The sequence below is a fragment of the Clostridium sp. OS1-26 genome (assembly GCF_030915445.1).
GTDB lineage: Bacteria > Bacillota > Clostridia > Clostridiales > Clostridiaceae > Clostridium_AM.
In genome coordinates this window covers 736,933-757,980 of record NZ_CP133264.1, presented here as the reverse complement: position 1 = coordinate 757,980, position 21,048 = coordinate 736,933, and the positions used below count along the sequence as shown (strand labels likewise).

16 protein-coding genes, 5 tRNA genes, 2 pseudogenes, 1 riboswitch and 2 other annotated features (1 of these 26 only partly in view) are annotated in these 21,048 nt (G+C 31.0%); of the genes and pseudogenes, 16 read left to right on the top strand and 7 right to left on the bottom strand.

From position 1 onward, the window contains the following. Positions 1 to 168: 168 nt before the first annotated feature. The 3 genes from dapB to RCG18_RS03765 form a co-directional block, all read right to left on the bottom strand. Positions 169 to 915 (bottom strand): 4-hydroxy-tetrahydrodipicolinate reductase, encoded by a 747-nt coding sequence (dapB, locus tag RCG18_RS03775; RefSeq protein WP_308040097.1) that lies wholly within the window; start codon positions 913 to 915, stop codon positions 169 to 171. A gap of 143 nt (positions 916 to 1,058) precedes the next feature. After that, positions 1,059 to 1,940, bottom strand: a complete 882-nt coding sequence (gene dapA, locus RCG18_RS03770) for a 4-hydroxy-tetrahydrodipicolinate synthase (RefSeq protein ID WP_308040096.1) — start codon at positions 1,938 to 1,940, stop codon at positions 1,059 to 1,061. 63 nt (positions 1,941 to 2,003) lie between these two features. Then, positions 2,004 to 2,999, bottom strand: a complete 996-nt coding sequence (locus RCG18_RS03765) for an aspartate-semialdehyde dehydrogenase (RefSeq protein WP_308040095.1) — start codon at positions 2,997 to 2,999, stop codon at positions 2,004 to 2,006. Between the two features lie 267 nt (positions 3,000 to 3,266). Next, a riboswitch (Lysine riboswitch) is annotated at positions 3,267 to 3,489 on the bottom strand. Positions 3,490 to 3,683: 194 nt separating this feature from the next. Here RCG18_RS03765 and RCG18_RS03760 point away from each other — a divergent pair. The 11 genes and pseudogenes from RCG18_RS03760 (at position 3,684) to RCG18_RS03710 (ending at position 11,284) form a co-directional block, all read left to right on the top strand. Next, a complete protein-coding gene (locus RCG18_RS03760; RefSeq protein WP_308040094.1) occupies positions 3,684 to 5,384 on the top strand; it encodes a peptide ABC transporter substrate-binding protein in 1,701 nt (566 codons plus the stop codon). A 242-nt stretch (positions 5,385 to 5,626) separates the two neighbouring features. After that, positions 5,627 to 5,890: a small, acid-soluble spore protein, alpha/beta type gene (locus tag RCG18_RS03755; RefSeq protein ID WP_308040093.1), complete on the top strand. Its 264-nt coding sequence runs from the start codon at positions 5,627 to 5,629 to the stop codon at positions 5,888 to 5,890. 120 nt (positions 5,891 to 6,010) lie between these two features. After that, a pseudogene (locus tag RCG18_RS03750) lies at positions 6,011 to 6,759 on the top strand (class I SAM-dependent methyltransferase). Between the two features lie 79 nt (positions 6,760 to 6,838). Continuing rightward, complete coding sequence (gene hslO, locus RCG18_RS03745) at positions 6,839 to 7,726, top strand: Hsp33 family molecular chaperone HslO (RefSeq protein WP_308040091.1); 888 nt, start codon at positions 6,839 to 6,841, stop codon at positions 7,724 to 7,726. A 236-nt stretch (positions 7,727 to 7,962) separates the two neighbouring features. Then, positions 7,963 to 8,038: transfer RNA gene (locus RCG18_RS03740), tRNA-Val, on the top strand. 7 nt (positions 8,039 to 8,045) lie between these two features. Further along, positions 8,046 to 8,122 (top strand) — tRNA-Asp (locus RCG18_RS03735). A gap of 14 nt (positions 8,123 to 8,136) precedes the next feature. Then, a tRNA-Phe gene (locus RCG18_RS03730) sits at positions 8,137 to 8,212 on the top strand. A gap of 6 nt (positions 8,213 to 8,218) precedes the next feature. After that, positions 8,219 to 8,293, top strand: a tRNA-Gly gene (locus RCG18_RS03725). 5 nt (positions 8,294 to 8,298) lie between these two features. Continuing rightward, a tRNA-Cys gene (locus tag RCG18_RS03720) sits at positions 8,299 to 8,373 on the top strand. 346 nt (positions 8,374 to 8,719) lie between these two features. After that, on the top strand, positions 8,720 to 10,252 hold the full coding sequence (locus RCG18_RS03715) for a YncE family protein (protein WP_308040090.1): 1,533 nt from the start codon (positions 8,720 to 8,722) through the stop codon (positions 10,250 to 10,252). Between the two features lie 57 nt (positions 10,253 to 10,309). Beyond that, positions 10,310 to 11,284: a glycosyltransferase gene (locus tag RCG18_RS03710; RefSeq protein ID WP_308040089.1), complete on the top strand. Its 975-nt coding sequence runs from the start codon at positions 10,310 to 10,312 to the stop codon at positions 11,282 to 11,284. 65 nt (positions 11,285 to 11,349) lie between these two features. Here the strand turns inward: RCG18_RS03710 and RCG18_RS03705 are convergent, their stop codons facing one another. The 3 genes from RCG18_RS03705 to RCG18_RS03695 all read right to left on the bottom strand — a co-directional run bounded on the left by RCG18_RS03705 (position 11,350) and on the right by RCG18_RS03695 (position 15,296). Further along, a complete protein-coding gene (locus RCG18_RS03705) occupies positions 11,350 to 12,207 on the bottom strand; it encodes a DNRLRE domain-containing protein (protein WP_308040088.1) in 858 nt (285 codons plus the stop codon). Positions 12,208 to 12,285: 78 nt separating this feature from the next. Continuing rightward, positions 12,286 to 14,091, bottom strand: coding sequence for a glycosyltransferase (locus tag RCG18_RS03700; protein WP_308040086.1), 1,806 nt, complete (start codon positions 14,089 to 14,091; stop codon positions 12,286 to 12,288). A gap of 86 nt (positions 14,092 to 14,177) precedes the next feature. Further along, positions 14,178 to 15,296: a DUF6385 domain-containing protein gene (locus RCG18_RS03695; protein ID WP_308040085.1), complete on the bottom strand. Its 1,119-nt coding sequence runs from the start codon at positions 15,294 to 15,296 to the stop codon at positions 14,178 to 14,180. 181 nt (positions 15,297 to 15,477) lie between these two features. On the opposite strand from RCG18_RS03695, the gene RCG18_RS03690 reads away from it, so the two are divergent. The 4 genes and pseudogenes from RCG18_RS03690 (at position 15,478) to RCG18_RS03675 (ending at position 18,382) form a co-directional block, all read left to right on the top strand. After that, positions 15,478 to 16,254 carry a DapH/DapD/GlmU-related protein gene (locus RCG18_RS03690; RefSeq protein WP_308040084.1) on the top strand — a complete coding sequence of 259 codons (777 nt, stop codon included), beginning with the start codon at positions 15,478 to 15,480 and terminating at the stop codon, positions 16,252 to 16,254. A 100-nt stretch (positions 16,255 to 16,354) separates the two neighbouring features. Further along, positions 16,355 to 16,647 (top strand): annotated as a pseudogene (locus tag RCG18_RS03685) (Gfo/Idh/MocA family oxidoreductase); the annotation flags it as partial. 24 nt (positions 16,648 to 16,671) lie between these two features. Beyond that, positions 16,672 to 17,289 (top strand): hypothetical protein, encoded by a 618-nt coding sequence (locus RCG18_RS03680; protein WP_308040082.1) that lies wholly within the window; start codon positions 16,672 to 16,674, stop codon positions 17,287 to 17,289. A 16-nt stretch (positions 17,290 to 17,305) separates the two neighbouring features. Next, positions 17,306 to 18,382 (top strand): DegT/DnrJ/EryC1/StrS aminotransferase family protein, encoded by a 1,077-nt coding sequence (locus RCG18_RS03675; protein ID WP_308040081.1) that lies wholly within the window; start codon positions 17,306 to 17,308, stop codon positions 18,380 to 18,382. A gap of 89 nt (positions 18,383 to 18,471) precedes the next feature. Here RCG18_RS03675 and RCG18_RS03670 read toward each other — a convergent pair whose 3' ends face one another. After that, a complete protein-coding gene (locus RCG18_RS03670; protein WP_308040080.1) occupies positions 18,472 to 19,176 on the bottom strand; it encodes a DUF6873 family GME fold protein in 705 nt (234 codons plus the stop codon). Positions 19,177 to 19,381: 205 nt separating this feature from the next. Between RCG18_RS03670 and ytxC the strand changes: the two genes are divergently transcribed. Next, the gene (gene ytxC, locus RCG18_RS03665; RefSeq protein ID WP_308040079.1) at positions 19,382 to 20,281 is read left to right on the top strand and encodes a putative sporulation protein YtxC; all 900 of its coding nucleotides are present in this window, start codon (positions 19,382 to 19,384) and stop codon (positions 20,279 to 20,281) included. 73 nt (positions 20,282 to 20,354) lie between these two features. Beyond that, positions 20,355 to 20,616, top strand: a binding site (T-box leader). A 66-nt stretch (positions 20,617 to 20,682) separates the two neighbouring features. Further along, positions 20,683 to 21,048, top strand: a binding site (T-box leader) (it continues 18 nt past the right edge of the window).

Sequence of the window (21,048 nt, the reverse complement as noted above, 5' to 3'; positions counted from 1 at the left end):
ATTTAACTTAGCAGATATTTAAGTAAAGTATATTCTTGGAGTTGTTAAGATAAAGACTTAGTAAATAAAGAAACAAGAATTTTTAAGCACCTCATGGAACTTTTCCTATGAGGTGCTTTGCTATGAGCAATATTCATCAAATTAGTGTATTTAATAATTATATAAAAGCTATTTAACTACATCATCCATTGAGTATAGTCCTTTTCCTTTGCCGTACATAAATTGACATGCTTTAAGAGCACCTACAGCAAATACCTCTCTTGAAATAGCATAGTGGCTAACCTCAATAACTTCTCCTTGCCCTGCAAAGATAACTTCATGATCTCCAACTATGCTTCCACCCCTAACAGCATGTATTCCGATCTCCTTAGGGCTTCTTTTAGCTATGCCTTCTCTCCCATGAACAAATATAGTTTCTTCAGGCAAGGATTCTTTTATTGTATTTGCAAGTAAAAGAGCAGTTCCACTTGGTGAGTCAACTTTCTGATTATGATGCTTTTCAATTATTTCTATATCAAAGTCCTTATAAAGTAGTGCACTTATGCTTTTTAAAACTTTATTTACCACATTAATTCCTATAGACATATTTGCTGAACGGAATAAAGGAATTTCTTTAGATGCTTCCTTAATTTTTAAAATCTGTTCATCACTGAAACCTGTTGTACATAATACAATACCTACATTTTTTTCTTTAGCATATTTAAGAAGACTATCTAATGCATCTGGTCTTGAGAAGTCAATAATTACATCTGCATCAACAGTACAATCAGCAATATTTGAAAATATAGGATAAGTGTTTTGCTGGTTACTTTTATCAACACCTGCTACGATACTTAAGTCTGGGAAATTGGATATTATACTTGAAATAACCCTTCCCATCTTTCCGTTACATCCACTTAGTATAATTCTAACCATTGTAAACCTCCTAGTAATTAATTAAAAATAAAATGTGTTAAAATTATAGCATCAAATAATATGAGAATTATGTCTTTATTCTACAAAGTTTATCTTCATATTATATGATGCCATACTTAAGATTATAATTTTATTTTAAAAAGTTATTTTAAAAGCCCGTAGTTTTTCAATTCTTTCTTTAGAACTTCTAAATTCGCATCAGTCATATCGCATAATGGAAGTCTTAAATTTCCAACATTCATTCCTAAAAGATTCATAGCTGTTTTAACAGGTATAGGATTTGTTTCTATGAATAGAGAATTTGTTAAAGCAAGAGAATCTAATTGTAATTTTAAAGCCTCTTTAGTTTTACCAGCAAGATATAATTCGCACATATCATGAGTTTCTTTAGGAATTATATTTGCAAGTACTGATATAACACCTACACCGCCTAAAGATAGTATAGGGATTATTTGATCATCATTTCCAGAGTATATATCAAGTCTGTCGCCGCATAAAGCTTTTATTTCAGCTATTTGGCTTATATTTCCGCTTGCTTCTTTAACAGCAATTATATTGTCAAATTGACATAGTTCCTTTAGTGTTTTTGGAGTAATATTCATTCCTGTTCTTCCAGGAACATTATAAATAATTATAGGAGTCTTAACACTTGTAGCTATAGCTTTAAAATGTTCTACAAGACCCTTTTGTGTAGTTTTATTATAATAAGGAGTTATTACTAAAAGTCCGTCTACACCTATACTTTCAGCCCATTTGCTCATGTTTATTGATGCAGCAGTATTGTTTGTTCCTGTTCCAGCTATTACAGGAATTCTTTTATTTACTATGTCTACTGTGAATTTTATTGTTTCTTTTCTTTCTTGTTCGCTCATTGTAGATGCTTCGCCAGTAGTACCACAAACTATTATGGCATCTGTGCTTGACTTAATGTGCCATTCAAGTAGTTCTTCTAATTTTTTAAAATCTACTCCTGTTTCATTAAATGGAGTTACTATAGCAACACCGGAACCTTTAAATAAACTCATACAAACACCTCATCTTAAATATTTTTATATACATAAGTAATTTATGTTTTAGATTTATATAAATTACTTATTTTCACTAATTATATATTCGGCTATTTGAATAGCGTTAGAAGCCGCTCCTTTTCTTATGTTATCTGCTACAACCCATAAATTTAAGCCATTATCAGTACTAAAGTCTCTTCTAATTCTTCCAACAAAAACTTCATCACGACCTGCAGCATCTATAGGCATTGGGTATTCAAGATTTTGAACATCGTCTTTTAAGATTACTCCTTTTGAATTCTTATATAATTCAAATACATCATCTAGTTCAAATTGATTTTTTAATTCTACATTGATGCTTTCGCTGTGACTATAAACTACAGGTACTCTAACTGTAGTAGCTGTGATTTTTAAGTTATCATCATGTAATATTTTTTTTGTTTCGTTAATCATTTTCATTTCTTCTTTTGTGTATCCGTTATCCATGAATACATCTATGTGAGGAATAACATTACCAGCTATAGCATAAGGGAATTTTTTTGGTGCAGTACCTTTATAACCTTCGAATAAGTCATTATAACCACCCATTCCAGCACCAGATACAGCTTGGTAAGTTGAATATATTACTCTGTCTATTCCATATTTATCATGTAAAGGCTTTAGTGCAACTACAGCTTGAATTGTAGAACAATTAGGATTTGCAATTATCCCTTTGCTCCACTTGATGTCCTCAGGATTTACCTCAGGTACAACTAGAGGTACTTCAGGATCCATTCTCCAAGCGCTGCTGTTATCTATAACAGTAACGTTATATTTAGCAAATATAGGAGCAAATTCTTTACTTATGTCTCCGCCAGCAGAAAATAGTGCGAAATCTATTTTTTTATCTTTAATGTTATCTTCTTTTAGCTCTTCAACAACAACATCTATGTCTTTAAATTTTATCACCTTTCCAGCAGATTTTGCAGATGCATAAAGGTAAATTTTATCCACTGGGAAATTTCTTTCTTCTAATACTTCTAAAAACTTTCTTCCAACCATGCCTGTACAGCCAACCACTGCTACATTGTATTTCATTTTAAATACCCCCTAAAATTTTATTTATAGTTTATTGTAAAACCTCAAGCAATTATGACTTAAGATTTTGTATTCCTGCTTAAAGAATTCAACTTAGCTAATTATATTATATGTTGAATTTTTGCATAAATTATTGCTAAAATTGCTTAATATATTGCAAAAAGTGCTTTAAATTAATTATATTATATAATTGCATGCAATTTCTAGAAAAATAAAAGCAGCAAAGGAACACCTTTGCTGCACAAAAAATACAATGCAACTCTGTGTACCCTTTGTAGCTCTCCACCTTCATAAATGAAACCATACAAAAACCGTATAGCTAAGTTTTTGCATAAAACAAAAACTTAAGTGACAACCTTACACATATTATATGCAAAGCCAGAAAATAATTCCGCCAAATTATTTTCTTCGGCCATAATTCCTTTCTCTATTTCTTAGCGTCTGCCGACTAAAAATAAATACTATTAATTACAGCACCTCTACCCTAAGGTAAGTATCGTTATTAAATTACAATTAGTTTAACATACGTAATTATACATTTCAAGTTTTTTTTATGCATACATATAACTATTTTTAGAAGTTTTGTAGAGACCACTTGAATAAAAACATAGTAAACCACCAATAATGTATAATATGTAAAAAAGTCCATGAAGATCTAATTTATAGGCATAAGGAGGTAATTTATTGAAGATTAAAAAAATTGGATTAATAATAATAGTTTTTACTATTTTTTCTTTATGGGGATGCGGAAAAAACACAATTAAAACCAATTCGGAATTAAATAAAAATGATAGTGAGCAATATATAAGTATTATATTAAAAGATGAACCCCAAATTTTAGACCCATCTAAATCAACTGATAGGTACTCATCTCAAATTCTCTTCGAGGTTAATGAATCCCTAACAAGAGTCGAGGAAGATAAGAATGGCAAAAATATAGTCAAGCCTGCTGGTGCTGAAAGATGGGAAGTGTCTCCAGATCAATTGAAATGGACATTCTACTTAAGAGATAATCAATGGTCTGATGGTAAGAAGGTAACAGCTAAAGATTATGAGTATGGAATTAAGAGAACGCTAGATCCAACAATTAAATCACAAAATGCATTTTTATTGTATCCAATAAAAGGGGCTAAGGAGCATAATCTTTTGGAAACGAATAAGTCTAGTAATATATCCTCGAACAAATTAGGAGTAAGGGCACTAGATGATAAAACATTAGAAATTACACTAGAAAGCCCTTGTGGATATTTTTTAAAGTTAACTAGTTATAAAATAATGCAGCCTCAAAGAAAGGATATTGTAGAAAAGTATGGAGATAAATATGGAACTGAGGTGAATACACTAGTTTTTAATGGCCCATTTTTAATAAAACAGTGGACTCATAACAAAGAACTAGAGTTGATAAAAAATAACTCATACTGGGATGCTAAATCTGTTAAGCTTGAAAAAATAATAATGAAGATAGAAAAAAATGATATAGATATAATGAATGAATTTCTAAATGATTCGCTAGATCTGGTAGGTGGTTTATCACCGGAATGGAATAATAAACTTAACAAGAAGAATGAAATTGATATTTTAAAAGTAGAGGAACCATCTATAAATTGTGAAATTTACAATCAAAGTAATAAGATATTCAACAATCCAAAGGTCAGAAAAGCTTTCTCACTAGCTGTAGATAGAGAGGTTATCAGTAAAGATTTGTGGAAGGGGCTATACGTTCCAGCTTATGGGTGGGTGCCGCCGTCTGTGCAGATAGGAGAGGAATACTTTAGAGAAAAAGCTAACTTTGAACCAATAAAAGAGTTAAAGAAGGAATATCCGGATGCTAAGAAACTTTTGATTGAAGGGTTAAAAGAACTGGGGATGGAAGCAGATACAAGTAAAATCACAATAAGTTATTTGCAAGCGGGGGCAGATATAAATCAAAGAAATATAGCGGAATTCTTTCAAAAAATGTACTGTAAAAACCTTGGAATAAATTTAAAAATAGAATATGTTGATTATCCAGTGTTCCAGAAGAGAATAAGCTCAGGTGAATACCAACTGGCTAGTATAGTCTGGACAGGGGATTACAATGACCCTTCTGCTGAATTAAATCTATGGGTCGCTAGCGCAGGTGTTATACCAACTGGATGGTCAAATTCTATATATGACTCACTAGTAGGAAAAGCAAATAGTATTGGAGTAAATGGGAATGAAGAGAGATTTGAAGCCTTTAAGGAGGCTGAAAATATACTTGTGTTAAAAGATGCAGTAATTTCACCTATTGTATATAAAAACAGACAAATCTTAAAATATAAATATGTAAAGGGCATAATGACACCATTATTCGGGCCAGATGTTGAATTAAAATATGCTTATACTAGTGGGAGAAATAATTAATAGTAGGGACTGTTAATAATGTATATCTATGCATTATGAGGCAGCCCCTTATTAGATTTGTATTATAAATTTACAATTAAGGCGTCTGAAAGAAAATAACTAGTCAGTATACTAGTATATTTGACTTGCTATTTTCTTTAAGATGCCTAAGCTAATTTTTATTTATAACCAAGTATTATGACGTATAAATAATTTATTAAATGTAAAAAATAATAAACAGAAAAGTGGGAGGGTGGTATAATATGACAAAAACACCATTAAAGAAGGTTATAAAAGCTAAATTAAAGTCTCATAGAGAGTTAACAGAAGCAGAGAAGCTTAGGGAGAAATTAAAATATGAAATAGCAGAAGAGTTAGGACTAAAAGATAAGGTAGATAAGCATGGGTGGAGCGGTTTAACCGCTGAGGAAACAGGGAGAATAGGCGGTATAATGACTAAGAGAAAAAAAGAGTTAAACATTCCTAAAAATGAAGTTATTTTAAATGAACAAAGATATGGATTATAAAAGAGCTATATATAAGTTTATGTTAATAAGCTATATTATTGACTTATGTATCAAAAATATATAATATTAATTGGTAGATAATTTAGAAATGTAATTTAGTAACTTTGAGGGGAAATTAATATGGAATGTTATAAAGAATTTGCTCATATTTATGATGAACTTATAAATAGTGATATAAATTATAAGGAATGGGCAAGTCAAATACTAAATATATGCGATGAATTAAAGATAAATAGAAAAGATTATTTAGATCTTGCATGCGGTACAGGTAATATTACAGGAGAAATTGTATCTAAATTTAATAGTACTTGGGCTGTTGACTTATCTTATGATATGCTTACAGAAGCAGAGACTAAATTAAGAGGCAATAGAAATAATATCAAATTCGTCTGTCAGGACATAACTGAATTAAATTTAAATAGAAAATTTGATTTAATTACCTGTTGCTTAGATTCTACAAATTATATATTAGAAGATAGCAAATTAAAAGAATATTTTTTAGGTGTTTTAAACCATTTGAAGGATGAAGGTATTTTTATATTTGATATTAATTCATACTATAAGCTTACAGAAGTACTGGGAAATAATGTCTATAATTATGACGATGATAATGTTACTTATGTTTGGCAGAACTCTCTTGAAGATGATATTGTGGACATGTATCTTACTTTTTTGTTAAGCAAGGAGAACTGTATAAAAGATTTGATGAGCAACATAGTGAAAGAGCTTATAAATGCGAAGAAATAGAAACAATCTTAAAGGAAATAGGGCTTGAAATAGTTATGAAAATGAATAATTATGAGGATAGAGATATACAAGATATAACAGAAAGAATAGTTTATGTGGTGAAAAAGAGGTTAAAGTCATAAATGGACTTTAACGGGTAATTTGTGAGCGGGATCGAACGGGTTAAATTACCTCGTGTTTCCGACTAAAAGGAGGAAAAAAATGAAAGATAAGATAGTGAGAGCTACAGCTCAAAATGGTGATATTAGAATAATAGCGGCAATAACAACTAACCTTGTAAATGAAGGTGTTAAAGTTCATAATTGTGCTCCTACAGCAGCTGCAGCGCTTGGAAGAATGCTTACAGCGGGAAGCCTTATGGGGGCTATGCTTAAGTCAGAAAGTGATTCAATAACTTTAAAAATTTCTGGAGGAGGAGAGGCTCAAGGGGTTGTAGTAACAGCTCATTCTGATGGGCATGTAAAAGGATATATTGGTAATCCTCAGGCTGATTTGCCTCCAAATGAAAAAGGAAAGCTTGATGTAAGTGGGATTGTAGGGAAAAATGGTAATTTATTTATCATAAGGGATATGGGATTAAAAGAACCTTATGTTGGCCAGGTGCCTATATACACAGGTGAAATAGGTGATGATTTAGCGTATTACTTTACAGTTTCAGAACAAACTCCATCTGCAGTAGGATTAGGAGTACTTGTGGATAAAGATTTAAGTGTAAGTGCTGCTGGTGGATTTATAATCCAAATGATGCCAGGAGCAAATGAATTAGTTGCAGACATAATAACCTATAGACTTCAAGAAATACCTTCCATAACAGAAATGATAAGCAAAGGAATGACTATAGAAGAAATCTTAAATTTCATATTTGATGATATGGATTTAAAGATATTAGAGGATATGGAGCCTTCATATAAATGTGATTGTTCTAAAGAAAGAGTTGAGAGAGCATTAATTAGTATAGGAGAAAAGGATTTGCAAGACCTGTACAATGAAGGAAAAGAAGAAGAATTAAAATGTCATTTCTGTAATAAAAGTTACAAATTTAATTCAGAGGAAATTGGCGAACTTCTTAAGTCTTCTAAGGCTAAATAGAATTATTTTAAAATTTAAAAATCTAGAAACTAAAAGAATTATAGTGATAGATTAAGATAAACTAATATAAATTTATACAGTTCATAATTAGGGCTTTGACAGATTGTATTTAATTTTATATGATAGTGTTTGTTAAGCATATATTGAGAATACTCAGTAATTTATAAAAAACATAAAAAATGTTGACATGATTAAATTACTGTTGTATAATCTTATATGTCTTAGAAAATTGGTGAGGGCGCATAGCTCAGCTGGGAGAGCATCTGCCTTACAAGCAGAGGGTCACAGGTTCGAGCCCTGTTGTGCCCACCATAAATATGGCCCAGTGGCTCAGTTGGTTAGAGTGCCGGCCTGTCACGCCGGAGGTCGAGGGTTCGAGTCCCTTCTGGGTCGCCATAAAAAACTAAATTGGCTGGATAGCTCAGTCGGTAGAGCAGAGGACTGAAAATCCTCGTGTCCCTGGTTCGATTCCTGGTCCAGCCACCACATAACGCGGGAGTGGCTCAGTGGTAGAGCGTCACCTTGCCAAGGTGAACGTCGCGGGTTCGAATCCCGTCTTCCGCTCCAAATATGGCGCTATAGCCAAGTGGTAAGGCAGAGGTCTGCAAAACCTTTATTCCCCAGTTCAAATCTGGGTGGCGCCTCCAAATAAAAAAGAGAATTGTTTTTTAACAATTCTCTTTTTTTTATTTTATAAAGATATCATAGTGATTTTAAGATGAAATCATTTAATACATTTAAAAGATGAAGATATGATAGATTAAAAGTTAATTCACAGCATATATTAGTAATATGCTTAATTAAAGCACACTAAAAAATATAGTACAATGGTTTAGTTTTGACAAAACTTTTTCAAATAAAGTACAACATCTGCATATTATAATATTAGCTCTGTATAGTAGTTGTTAGTTTTGTTATCTATAAAATTAATCAACTACTTAAGTATATGTAAAACCATTATTTTGAGGTGTGAATGGGAAGTGAATTTTTAACATGAAAGATTTGTTAAATAAAATCATATATTATATTGCAAATTATGTAGAGGGAACTTTATCGATAGTAGACGGAGCAAAAGATGAAATCATCAAAAAAATTAATTGTGGACTTCAACCCTATGACGTTGTAATAGGAAGTGAAAATAGAATACTTGTTGCAAATAGTGGATCGAACACTATTTCTATAGTATGTGCTAATGATAGCATTAAAACTTTGAAAATGCCTAATAATGGCCATATAGACGTAGATTTTAATATGGCAAGAGTATACGTCAGTAACATTAGTAGTGTAGCGGCCTACAATATAGAAAAGGGGAATTTACTATGGAGGGTTGATGGCTTTTATAGTGTGAAGTTTATAAAACTTAGCAATTCGAAAAATAAACTATTTATATTAGATGATAACAAAGTAAAAATATATAATGCTAAAGATGGAAGTGTTATAGGAAATATTATGGTTGGAAATGCACCATCATTTATAGAAATTAACGAGGATGATGATATAGCATATATATCAAACACAATGGACAACTCTATATCTGTTATAGATATAAATAATCTAGAAGTAATTTTTACTATATGTAACGTTGGAAATGCTCCTATTGGGATGAAGTTGCTTAAAAACAATCTTTATGTAGCAAATAGCTTAGGTAACAATGTGACTATAGTCAATGCGTTATTAAACTCTGTTATATCTAGCATATCAGTGGGAATGGGGCCAGAAAGAATTACTTCTACCCCAGATTGTGAAAAGTTGTTAGTTTCAAATACTACTGAAAATACCATTTCTATAATAAACCCATTAACAAATATGGTAGAATCAACAATACAAGGATTTAGTCAACCAATAGGCATTGTTGCAGTAAATTCAAATTTGGATTTTATACCTTCTCAAGCTGCAAACTTTACAGATCCATACCAACTTAGTGACATAAGTGAGGCTGTATGTATAAGAGAAAATAAAATGTTTTCTAGATGTGTTTTAAGGGTGTGCTTTAGAGAGGTTAAAGCAAAAACTCAATTAAATTCTGTGTATCCCTATATTGTAGATGAAGTTAGGTTTTCTAAAGGATATATTGTTTCAGGATCAGATAGAAGAATTCCTCTAAAGAACAATCCTAGTTTCTCAAGAATAAGTTTTTCTTCAGTGATCCCGTATGCTTTTAAGTATCATGATAAAAGTAATAATCTATTTATAGTGAATGGTGTAATAGAAGATAATGAAAGAAATATAGTGCTATATGTACCTAATACAAGAAGTGAAACGGAACTAAAAACTATTATTAATACTCGATCTCAACTTTTAAATGCACCTATTTTCAAAGATGGTACCTTTATATTTTCAGTAGGTACATTCATTGAAGTAAGCATTGTCGGAGAAGTAGATTTGCTTATACCTGCTTTAGAATATTGTACTAATCCGCCAGAATGTGAAGAGTATAAAGACGATTCGATTTCTCTATGCAAAGAGATTTTTGAACTAAAGCTATTTCTAGATGATTTTTATCCTAAGGATGATTGTTTAAATTGATATTAATTAGCTATAAATATAGCATATTACTAATAAATACAATTTGGAGGGTGGCATATGCCTACTATAATTTATCCATCTCCTGTTGATTTTAAATGGATGTTTCAAAGGCCTCAACAACTATTACTCAATATGAGTTTATTAGGATATAAATGTATATTTATAAACCCTGACATCCATATAAAGCAGAAGAGTGATATAGAGAAAATAAATAATAATTTTTTATTAGTTAATAAGCGATACTCTATTAATTATAGAAAGCTAAGCAAACCTATAATATTATTTGAAAGCTACCCTCCAGAACACAATTTAAATAGGCAGATTCCACATAATATACTAATTTTTGATTGTATAGATTTTCCATCAGAGCAGTTTGAACATTGGAAGGAAAATTTTGATATTTTGAGTGAAAAGGCAAATATAATAATATGCTCGTCGCAAGGATTGTATATGTTACAAAGAAAATATGGTGAAAAAGTCCATATAATAAGAAATGGAGCAGATTTTGAATATTTTAAAAAAGCTGAAACAGTAGCTAATAATAGAGTAAAACAAGTAGGTTTTATAGGAAGTTTAGCATCTTGGTTAGATTATAATTTAATAGATTATATTATAAATAAAAATCCAGATAAAAGATTTGTATTTGTAGGAGATTTCTATGATATAAAGCCTAATTTTAACTACAACAATGCAGTTTTTACTGGCAGAAAAGATTACAAAGATCTTATAAAATATATGAAGGACATGGATGTCTTTATAAATCCATTTAAGATTACACCTATGACTAATTGTGTAAGTCCTGTTAAGCTATATGAATATCTAAGCACAGGTAAACCTGTAGTATCTACTGCTATTTTAGAGGTAATTTCTATAGATAGAGATTATGTATATGTGGCAAAAGATTATGAACAATTTAATAGTCTTTTAAATATAGCGGTAAAGGAAAAAAATATTAAAAAAAAGCAAAATAGGCAAAGATATGCTTACCAAAATTCATGGCTTTTTAGAGCAAAAATCTTCATGAGATCATAAAGAAATATCTATAAAAACAATAACCTATTAGATTACGTATAATGTTATCTAATAGGTTATCGTTTTTACATTTGTTTTATTATCCAGTATTTAAAATTACTAGCACCTTCAGGTGAAGCATATACGAATCTTATATAATTAGCTAGATATCTAGATACTAGTGGTATTAGGCTCCCAGAAGGTATAGATTGTTGGGCTTCTGTAGTAAAATTTACTCCATCAGGGCTTATTTGTAAAGTTAAGTTTACCGGATTTGAACCAGTATTCTGAATAAAAACTGTGTAATCAAAGATTTGAGATACGTCTATCGCAGGACTTGTCTGTAGAGTAGTTGAAGTTGATATAATAGTTGAAGTAGTTTCAAATCTTCTTTTAAATACTGTTACAGGTGCTGGGTCATTATATTGTATATTTAAAAATGGTCTAAGATCTGAATGACTGGTATCATTACTGCTGACAAAAGTTTTTGGGCTAAGTTCTACAGTCTCTGTAGATTTCAGTACTAAACCATTATTTATTCCAGAACTAATCCAGTACTTAACTATAGGTGTTACATCAAAAGATACGTTACCTATACCTGATATTTCTGTAGATGACCCTTTAATAGAGTAATTTACTCCTGGTTGAGTTGCCCATTTAGTAAATTGATTCCAGGATGAATTTACAAGGTATGGGGTAAAAAAATCTTGTACATTAGAATCTACAGTATTTATAACATACATGTTTAAAATACAGGTTTGAATTTCTGCATTTACTGGTATTGAACTTATATTAAAGTGAAGCAAACTTCTATAGACCGATGGCGGGTTAGTATTATAGTATAGGCCTACAATTAAATAGGGGCTACCAGCCCATGTAATAGAAGGATTTGCCTCATCTAATGTTATACTAGAATCTGAATAAAAAATCGCCGATGGCATCATCTCACATCCTTTATTGAATGTCTCTTGTGTAAATTTGATTAAAAAACTAATATTTTCTCTTTGTTGTAGCAATAAACTTTAGGATTTAAGTTCTTTAAATGAAAAACTTCTATATAAAATATGAGCAGATTCTTCATCTAATTTATCAAAAATACTGATAGATCTCTTTATTTCACTTACAGCTATTCCTATTAATCCATGTTTAGCATATAATTTTGCTAATTCAAGTAAAGCATTATTACTTTCTAGGCAATTAAATAACTCAAGGGCTTTTTCAAATTTATCAAATTCTTTTACGCGAAGAAAAGCATCTAATACATTTATAATAATAGGTAAATATTCATTAGATTCTTCTACATCTTCGCACAAGGTGTCTTTGCCTTGAGATTTGAAAATACTATTTAAGCAGGTGAACGTTTGGTGTACTTTACTACTATTATCAGTGTTTTTGATATTTGACAAAACATTTTCTGCAGCATCAAATTTATCTAAAACTGAATAGCATATAAAAATCATTATTTGACTATCTAAATAATTTGCGTTATCTGGATCTATTTTCTCAAATTCTTTTATTGCTTCAGCATATAATTTTAAATTATACATACACATAGCTTTTTTATAAGTCATATATGGTACTCTAATGTCATTAGCTAGTGCACTATTAGCATAATCTAAAGCAAGTTGATACTGGTTTGCTGAAAATAATACTTCCTCCATATTAGAATAATTTAGTGGATTATTTAAATCAAAAAACTGTTCTAAATTTTTCTTAATATCTTCTGGTGTTTTATAAATTTTTGTGAGAATATCCCCTATTTTAATAATAGCGTCATAAAAATCGTTTTTTATTAGAAGGGTTTGATTATAGCATTTTAGAGCCTCATCATAATCGCTTACTTGATGAAAAACGTTACCTAAAGCATAATACGCTTTATAACTTCCAACTCCCATTAAAAAATTAAGAGTGGAAGGAGGTTCTCCTAATTCTATGCAGTGTTGAAAACTTCTTATGGCTTTAGTAATATGTCCAAGTTTATGGTATATGCCTCCTCTTAAAAATTCAACATCAGTGTATTGAGGGTAATATAATAAAGCTTCATCGATATATTTTAAAGCTTCATCTGGTTTATTTAAAGCATCATAGATCATTATTATTCTTAATACAACTTTAGGGGCATAAATATCTTGCATGTTACATTTTTCATAGGAAGAAAGGAAATGTTCTAATGCTTTATCAAGCTCATTCAAGGCAAAGTATTCATTTCCTATACAAAATAACCAATAAGGATTGTCTGGACTTTCATCTAATTCCTTTTTTAATATCCTCATATTTCTTTCTCGTCTTTTTTGATCTTTTACATAAGTGTTTATATATCCATAATGGTATATGCGAATATCACTAAATTTTGTTATAACATCTTTACTTTGTGGTTTGATTCCCTCATGTATTCTACCTTGGTATCTAAACTGAGGTTTATTCTTAAATAATCTAATGTTGACATTCATTATTTTTTCACTACCAGCTGTATCGCCCACGTAACATATAGAATTAAAGATAAATATATCACCTTCATCGGAATTATTTATTATATCTAGTAGTTTAGGAGCATCCTGTTTTTCAAATTCATCATCACCGTCTAAAATTAAAATCCAATCTCCTGTAGCTTTATCAATAGAATAGTTTCTTGCTTTACTAAAATCATCTATCCACTCAAAATCATATACTTTAGCTCCATACTTTTTTGCTATTTCTTTTGTATTATCAATGGAACCTGTATCAACAACAATAATTTCATCTGCTATATCAACTATGCTTTCAAGGCATCTTCCTATACTTTTAGCTTCATTTTTTACTATCATGCACACGCTAAGCTTAGCATTCAAATCAATCACTCCCACTTAAATTAATATATGTAACAAACAGGGGCGTGATACCCCTGCCATATATAGAATTAAAGTTCACTTGATAATTAGTTCTGAGCGTTGATATAAGCGACTACGGTTGACGTATCAGACCCTACTCCTAGTACTTGTACTCTTGTATAGTTCAAGAAGTAACCAGGAACTAGTACAACTGCTTGATTTTGAGTTAGAGTAACATCAGCGGTGTTATCATTAACAAAGTAAGAATCTGTGGTTGTTGGACTAACTTGCAATCTAACAGATACAGTAGCTGTTCCAGTATTCATTATATAGAAAGAATAGTGATTATCGAACTGAGAAGTATCAAACTGGAAAGCTGTATTAGTCAACGCTGCAGTATTAGTATTAAGTGTTGAATTAGAGGTCGTAAATCCATGTCCTACAATAGTAGCTGAGATGTTACCGCCAACGACAGTCATAGTACCAGCAGCAATAGTAGCAGTGATATTACCACCAACGACAGTGACAGTACCAGCTGCAACTGTAGCAGTGATATTACCGCCTTCAACAGTTACGGTACCGGCAGCCACGGTAGCGGTAATATTTCCAGCAGCTACAGTAGCCGTAATATTACCACCAACAACAGTTACGGTACCGGCAGCTACAGTAGCGGTGATATTTCCAGCAGCCACAGTAGCCGTAATATTACCACCAACGACAGTCACAGTGCCAGCAGCTACAGTAGCAGTGATATTACCGCCTTCAATAGTAACGGTACCGGCAGCTACAGTAGCGGTGATATTCCCAGCAGCCACAGTAGCCGTAATATTACCACCAACAACAGTAACGGTACCAGCAGCTACAGTAGCAGTGATGTTACCACCGGCAATAGTCACAGTACCAGCCTCAACAGTAGCTGAGATATTACCGCCAACGACAGTTACAGTACCTTGAGAAACAGCAGAAACAGTCACAGTACCAGCAGCAACTGTAGCAGTGATATTACCACCAACAACGGTCACAGTACCGGCCTCAACAGTAGCCGTAATATTACCACCAACGACAGTTACAGTACCAGCTGCAACTGTAGCAGTAACGCTACCACCGAGTTGTATATTACCATTGGAATCTACTAACACACTTGTGACAGTGCCACCAGATGTGCTTCCATATATTTGCGTTTTAAGATTTTCAGCAACATTATTGAATACTAGATTATTAGGCATCACACCGCACCTCCTCTTTAATATAGAAAGGTATGATTACCCCACTTCATACTATGTTGAAATGTAGATAATGTTATAGAAAAATTATTAAACTTGGTATTAAAGAGATATAGTTCAATGACACAAATAAGTTAGAGGATAAATATTATAGTATTATAGCGAATGTTTGGAGGTAATTTATATGAAATATTTTAATGATAATATAGAAATTCAAACTACTGCGATTATAAAAGAAGGAAATTCTTTAGGAGAAAATGTAAGCATTGGATGGTACACGATAATAGGCAAAAATGTCAAAATAGGACAAAATACTAAGATTGGAAACGGTGTAATTATACATGATGGAACGACTATAGGAAGTAATGTAAGAATTGATGATAATGCTGTTATAGGAAAATTGCCTATGAGTGTTTCAACAAGTGCATTGAAAATAGATAATAATCTTAGCGGCTGTAATATTGGAGATAACTGCATAATAGGAACAGCGGCTATACTATACAGAGGTTGTAATATTGGGAGTAGTTGCTTGATTGCAGATATTTCCACCATAAGAGAAAATGTATCAGTAGGAGATAATACAATTATTGGTAGAGGTGTAGCTGTAGAAAATAACTGTATTATAGGTTCTCATTGCAAATTAGAGACAAATTCGTATATAACTGCATATTCGGAGTTAGAAGATTATGTTTTTATTGCACCTGGTGTAGTAACTTCTAATGATAACTATGCTGCACGACTTAAAGATAAGGAATATTCATTTAAAGGGGTAACTGTAAAAAGAGGTGGACGAATTGGGGCGCAAGCAACTATACTCCCTGGAAAAGTAATTAGTGAAGATGCTTTTGCAGCAGCAGGTAGTGTTATAACAAAAGACATCCCTGCAAAAAAGATTAATTGTGGAAATCCTGCGAAATACCTTAGAGATGTTCCAGAAGATCAGCTAATTGACAATCAATAAGGTTAACAGTCTATCATATAATTTATTAATTTTAGTATGTCAAATGTTATACAAAGTTCATAGCATATACTAAAAACTATAAAATGGAGAGTAGAGAACTATGAAGATTGGAATCATTGGATTAGGCAGAATGGGTAAAAATCATTTAAGAGTTCTAAATCATTTGCGAAGTAGTGTAGATGATATATCAATATATGATACTGATATAAAAACAATGATTGAAATGTCTAAAATATATGATGTTAAACACTATGAAGATTTAGATAGTTTTTTAGATAATGTGAATGCTGTAATAATATGCACGCCTACAACAACTCATTATGAACTTGCAAAAAGTGTATAATTAAGGGAAAAGATGTATTGCTGGAAAAGCCAATAACTTCAACAACAAAAGAAGCGAATGAGCTAATTGAATTTATGAAAGATAAAAATGTTATATGTATGGTAGGGCATGTAGAGAGGTTTAACCCAGTGATTATATATTTAACTGAGTATTTAAAAAATAAAAAAGCTTTATCTATATCAGCTAATAGAATTAGTAAAGTTGAATATGGAAGAAATTTTGATGTGGATGTAGTTACTGATCTTATGATACATGACATTGATATAATTCTTTCTATTGTTAACAGTCAACCGTGTAAAATATCTGCAATATCACATGACAAAGATTTAGATAACATGTTAGCAATGATTCAATTTGATGACGAAACTACTTCACATCTCATAGCAAGCAGAACATCGCAAGAAAAAATAAGAAAGTTGGATATTACTACTATTGATGAGAATATTCATGTTGATTATATAAAAAGTAAAATAGATATAATTAGACTTTGTGATATAAAACAACCTATTAGTGAAAGTAATTCCTATAAAATTATAGGGAAAAAAGAAAGTTTATATTTTGAGGGAGAACCCTTAAAAATTGAATTGCAACATTTTATTGAGTGCATAACAGAAAGAAAAAAACCAATAAGCAATGAAGAAACTGGATATATGGCTCTAAAGGTTGCAGGCGAGATAGTAAACTGTGTATAAAAAAGGAGAGGATAACTTGATTCCTATTGCAAAACCTTTGATTACAGATGAAGAGAAAAATGCAGTAGCAGAAGTATTATCAACGGGGCAGCTTGCAAGTGGCGAATACGTAACTACGTTTGAAGAAATGTTTAAAAATTATTTGGGGTGTAAATATTCAATTTGTACCAATAGTGGTACTGCAGCATTACATGCTGCTTTGTTAGGTGCAGGCGTTGGTGAGGGAGATTTAGTAATAACTACTCCATTTAGTTTTATCGCTACTTCAAATGCAATTCTTTATGTAGGAGCTACACCTTTATTTGCAGACGTAGAAGAAAATACATTTAATATAGATCCAGATAAAGTTGAGAGCCTTATAAGAAATACTAAAGGAAAAATAAAAGCTATGATTATTGTTCATATTTTTGGAAAGCCATGTAATATGGATAGAATCATGGAAATATGTAAAAAATACGATATTACTTTGATAGAAGACTGTGCTCAAGCACATGGAGCAGAGTTTAATCATAAAAAGGTTGGATCTTTTGGTGCAGTATCAGCATTCTCTTTTTATCCTACAAAAAACATTACATGTGGAGAAGGTGGAATGGTAGTTACTGATGATGAGGTAATCTATAATTCGGTGAAAAAGGTTATTAATCATGGCCAAGCTCAGAGATATGAACACGATATGTTAGGATATAACTTTAGAATGACTAATATATGTGCAGCTATAGGTATAGAACAGCTGAAAAAATTAGATAATTTTAATAATTCAAGAATTTCTAATGCAAATAAATATTTGAAAAATCTATCATCAGACAAGTTTATATTGCCTACAGTAGACAATAATTGCAAACATGTATTTCATCAATTTACAATAAGATGTAGAGAAAATAGAGATAAAATAATTAATTTACTTGAAAAAAACCAAATAGGATACGGTATATATTATCCTTCTACAATACCGGATCAGCCTTTATATAGAAAACTAAATCTAAATAGTTACTGTGCTGTATCTCAAAAGCTATGCGGAGAAGTATTATCAATACCTGTGCATCCAGCACTTTCTGAAAGTGATATAGACTATATAATTAAGGTATTAAATTGATTTTAGTGAATAAATTCAGAGATTAAAGACCAATTTGGAAGTTTTGGCAAATTCAAATTGGCCTTTAATTTTATTTATTATAATTAACATTATGTTTCGATTACGAAAAGGCTCCCTCTGTCGATTAATTTGTGTTTTCTTAAAAAAATTGGTTCTATATTATGTTTTTTTAAGAAATATGAAACCTCTTTTCCATAAGCATAATAGTTCAAATCGCCATAAAAAGCTAATAAATTTTTGTCTAAAAGCCCACAACACCCTCCAATAAAACCATAATTTAAGCCTGGCAAGAGTATGTCTCCAGGTGGAAGGAGAAGCACATCAATATTTTCTTTAGATAAAGATTTAGCTATCGTCGTGTCGCTAGTCATTGCAGCATTTTGACTTACTATTGCAGTAGAACATTTAGCATAACCTTGTTTTACATTTATAAGCTTTTTAACATTTACCATTTCTAAAAGTTTAGGATCAGTATATTTTATATTGTGAATAAATAAGTTAGGTAAATTTACGCTATTTAAAATTATATCATAAGGGTAAGTTGAGCCTAGACTGTTTTCGGAAAAAGTTACAGATAGGCCTAAATTTTTCAATAAGTTAATAAAACCATTATTCATATCCTTATGTACTACAATGTTTTTTTGATTAATTATATGTAAAAGCATATCCGGATGTCCACAAACAGCTTCATAAAGAATAGGAGATTGAGGACATACTAAGACATCACATCCTAATTTTTTTAAATTACAAATTTCTTCTTCACTTGTTCTATAATCTATAATAGCATATTTCATACTAAAATCCTTTCTAAGTAATATTTATATTAGAAAATAGGTATAGAAAAACTAGCTAGAAAATTAACTTTCAGCTTCGAAACCCTATATTATTTTATATGTTCTACTGCAAAGTTTCAATAATGCAACTGTCGATATTTGACAAAAAAAAATTGCATATACATTTGGTTTAGACACATACTATTTCAAGAAGGGAGTGAGAAGATTGCTATTACTTACTGTTGTTTACAATGATGATAGAGAAGATATAATAGATGGAATAAATAAAGTCAGAGAATACTTTAAGTATAAAAATATAAATATAGGCATTTCAGAAAGCATAGATTCAAATACTCACTTCGTAAAAATCTATTGTGACGAAGAAATTAGCCCTAAGCTTCTCAATGTGTTCAACATTCATATGGCTAATATACTATACAATGTGGTTATAGAAGAATTTTATAAAAAAGATATACTAGGTTTTTTATCTGATACATATTTCTTTTTGAAATTTGATGAAATCAAGGATATAAAACAAAGTAGCTTGGACGCTTTACGAGGAGAAGAACGTGTAATTGATGAAAATTCGATCTACTGCATGAATAAAAAAAATGCAGTGATAGATAAAATAGTTGAATGTATAAATGAAAATAAAGAGATAAATATAAATGGATTTATAACTTTTAGAATGAAGGAATTAAAAGAGGATTTAGAATCAATAATAGACAAAGTTGTAGAAAAATACATGGTGGATAAAGAATATAACGAGTTTATAAAGCTCTTAAAATATTTTGTAGAAGTTCAAGAAAGTAAAATAGGTAAAATTAATTTAATAATTGACAATAGCGGCGAGTATTCAGTACAGGATGAGGATGGTAACGATATAACATCAAAGTTATTTAGCGATCTAAGTGATTTAAGATATAAAGAAAGCACTAATATGGAAGATATGCTCATAAGCGTACTAATAACAAATTCACCAGAAAAGGTAACAATTCACTGTGTTGAAAACTGCAAAAACAACGAGTTAATTGATACAATAGAAAAAGTATTCACTGATCGAGTTAATTTTTGCAATGATTGTAAGGTATGCAAAAAAATCAAAAGCAGCATTCATAGAGTGTAAAATTTTAGAATAATTGAATAATTTATAGTTTTGTGTTGACATAAACTAAATTAAATAATATAATGAATACAAAATGAAAGCAATGACAAGGAAGAGTAAATAAGTAACTACTCCAAGAGAGAAGAACCCATAGGCTGAAAGGTTCTTTGAGTAAGTGTTATTGAAAACCCCCTTTGAGCTGAATACTGAAATTTAGTAAGTATTTCCGTTAACCTGCGTTAAAGGTACAAAGATAATAGCTAGTATATTTCTATTGAAATATGTTTGTATTTTATTTAAGTTGTAATATATTGCTATTGAATTTGGGTGGAACCGCGATAATACTCGTCCCATACATGGGATGAGTTTTTTATTTTAAAAAATGATTGACATATATTTGATAAAAAACTATAATATAGAAAATAAAAACAATGACAAGGAAGAGTAAATAAGTAGCTGCTCCAAGAGAGAAGAACCCATAGGCTGAAAGGTTCTTTGAGTAAGTGTTATTGAAAACCACCTTTGAGTTGAGTACTGAAACTTAGTAAGTATTTCCGTTAACCTGCGTTAAAGGTACAAAGATAATAGCTAATATATCTCTTTTAAAATATGAAACTCCTTCTCCTATCGGCGAATGAGTGCTCGCTGAGTAAGTGACTCACTCCAAATCACAGATTTGGGTTCGCTACTTAAGTGATCATCATAAAATGGCGGATTTTGGATGCCTGCTTATGTTTGTATTTTATTTAAGTTGCAATATATTGCTATTGAATTTGGGTGGAACCGCG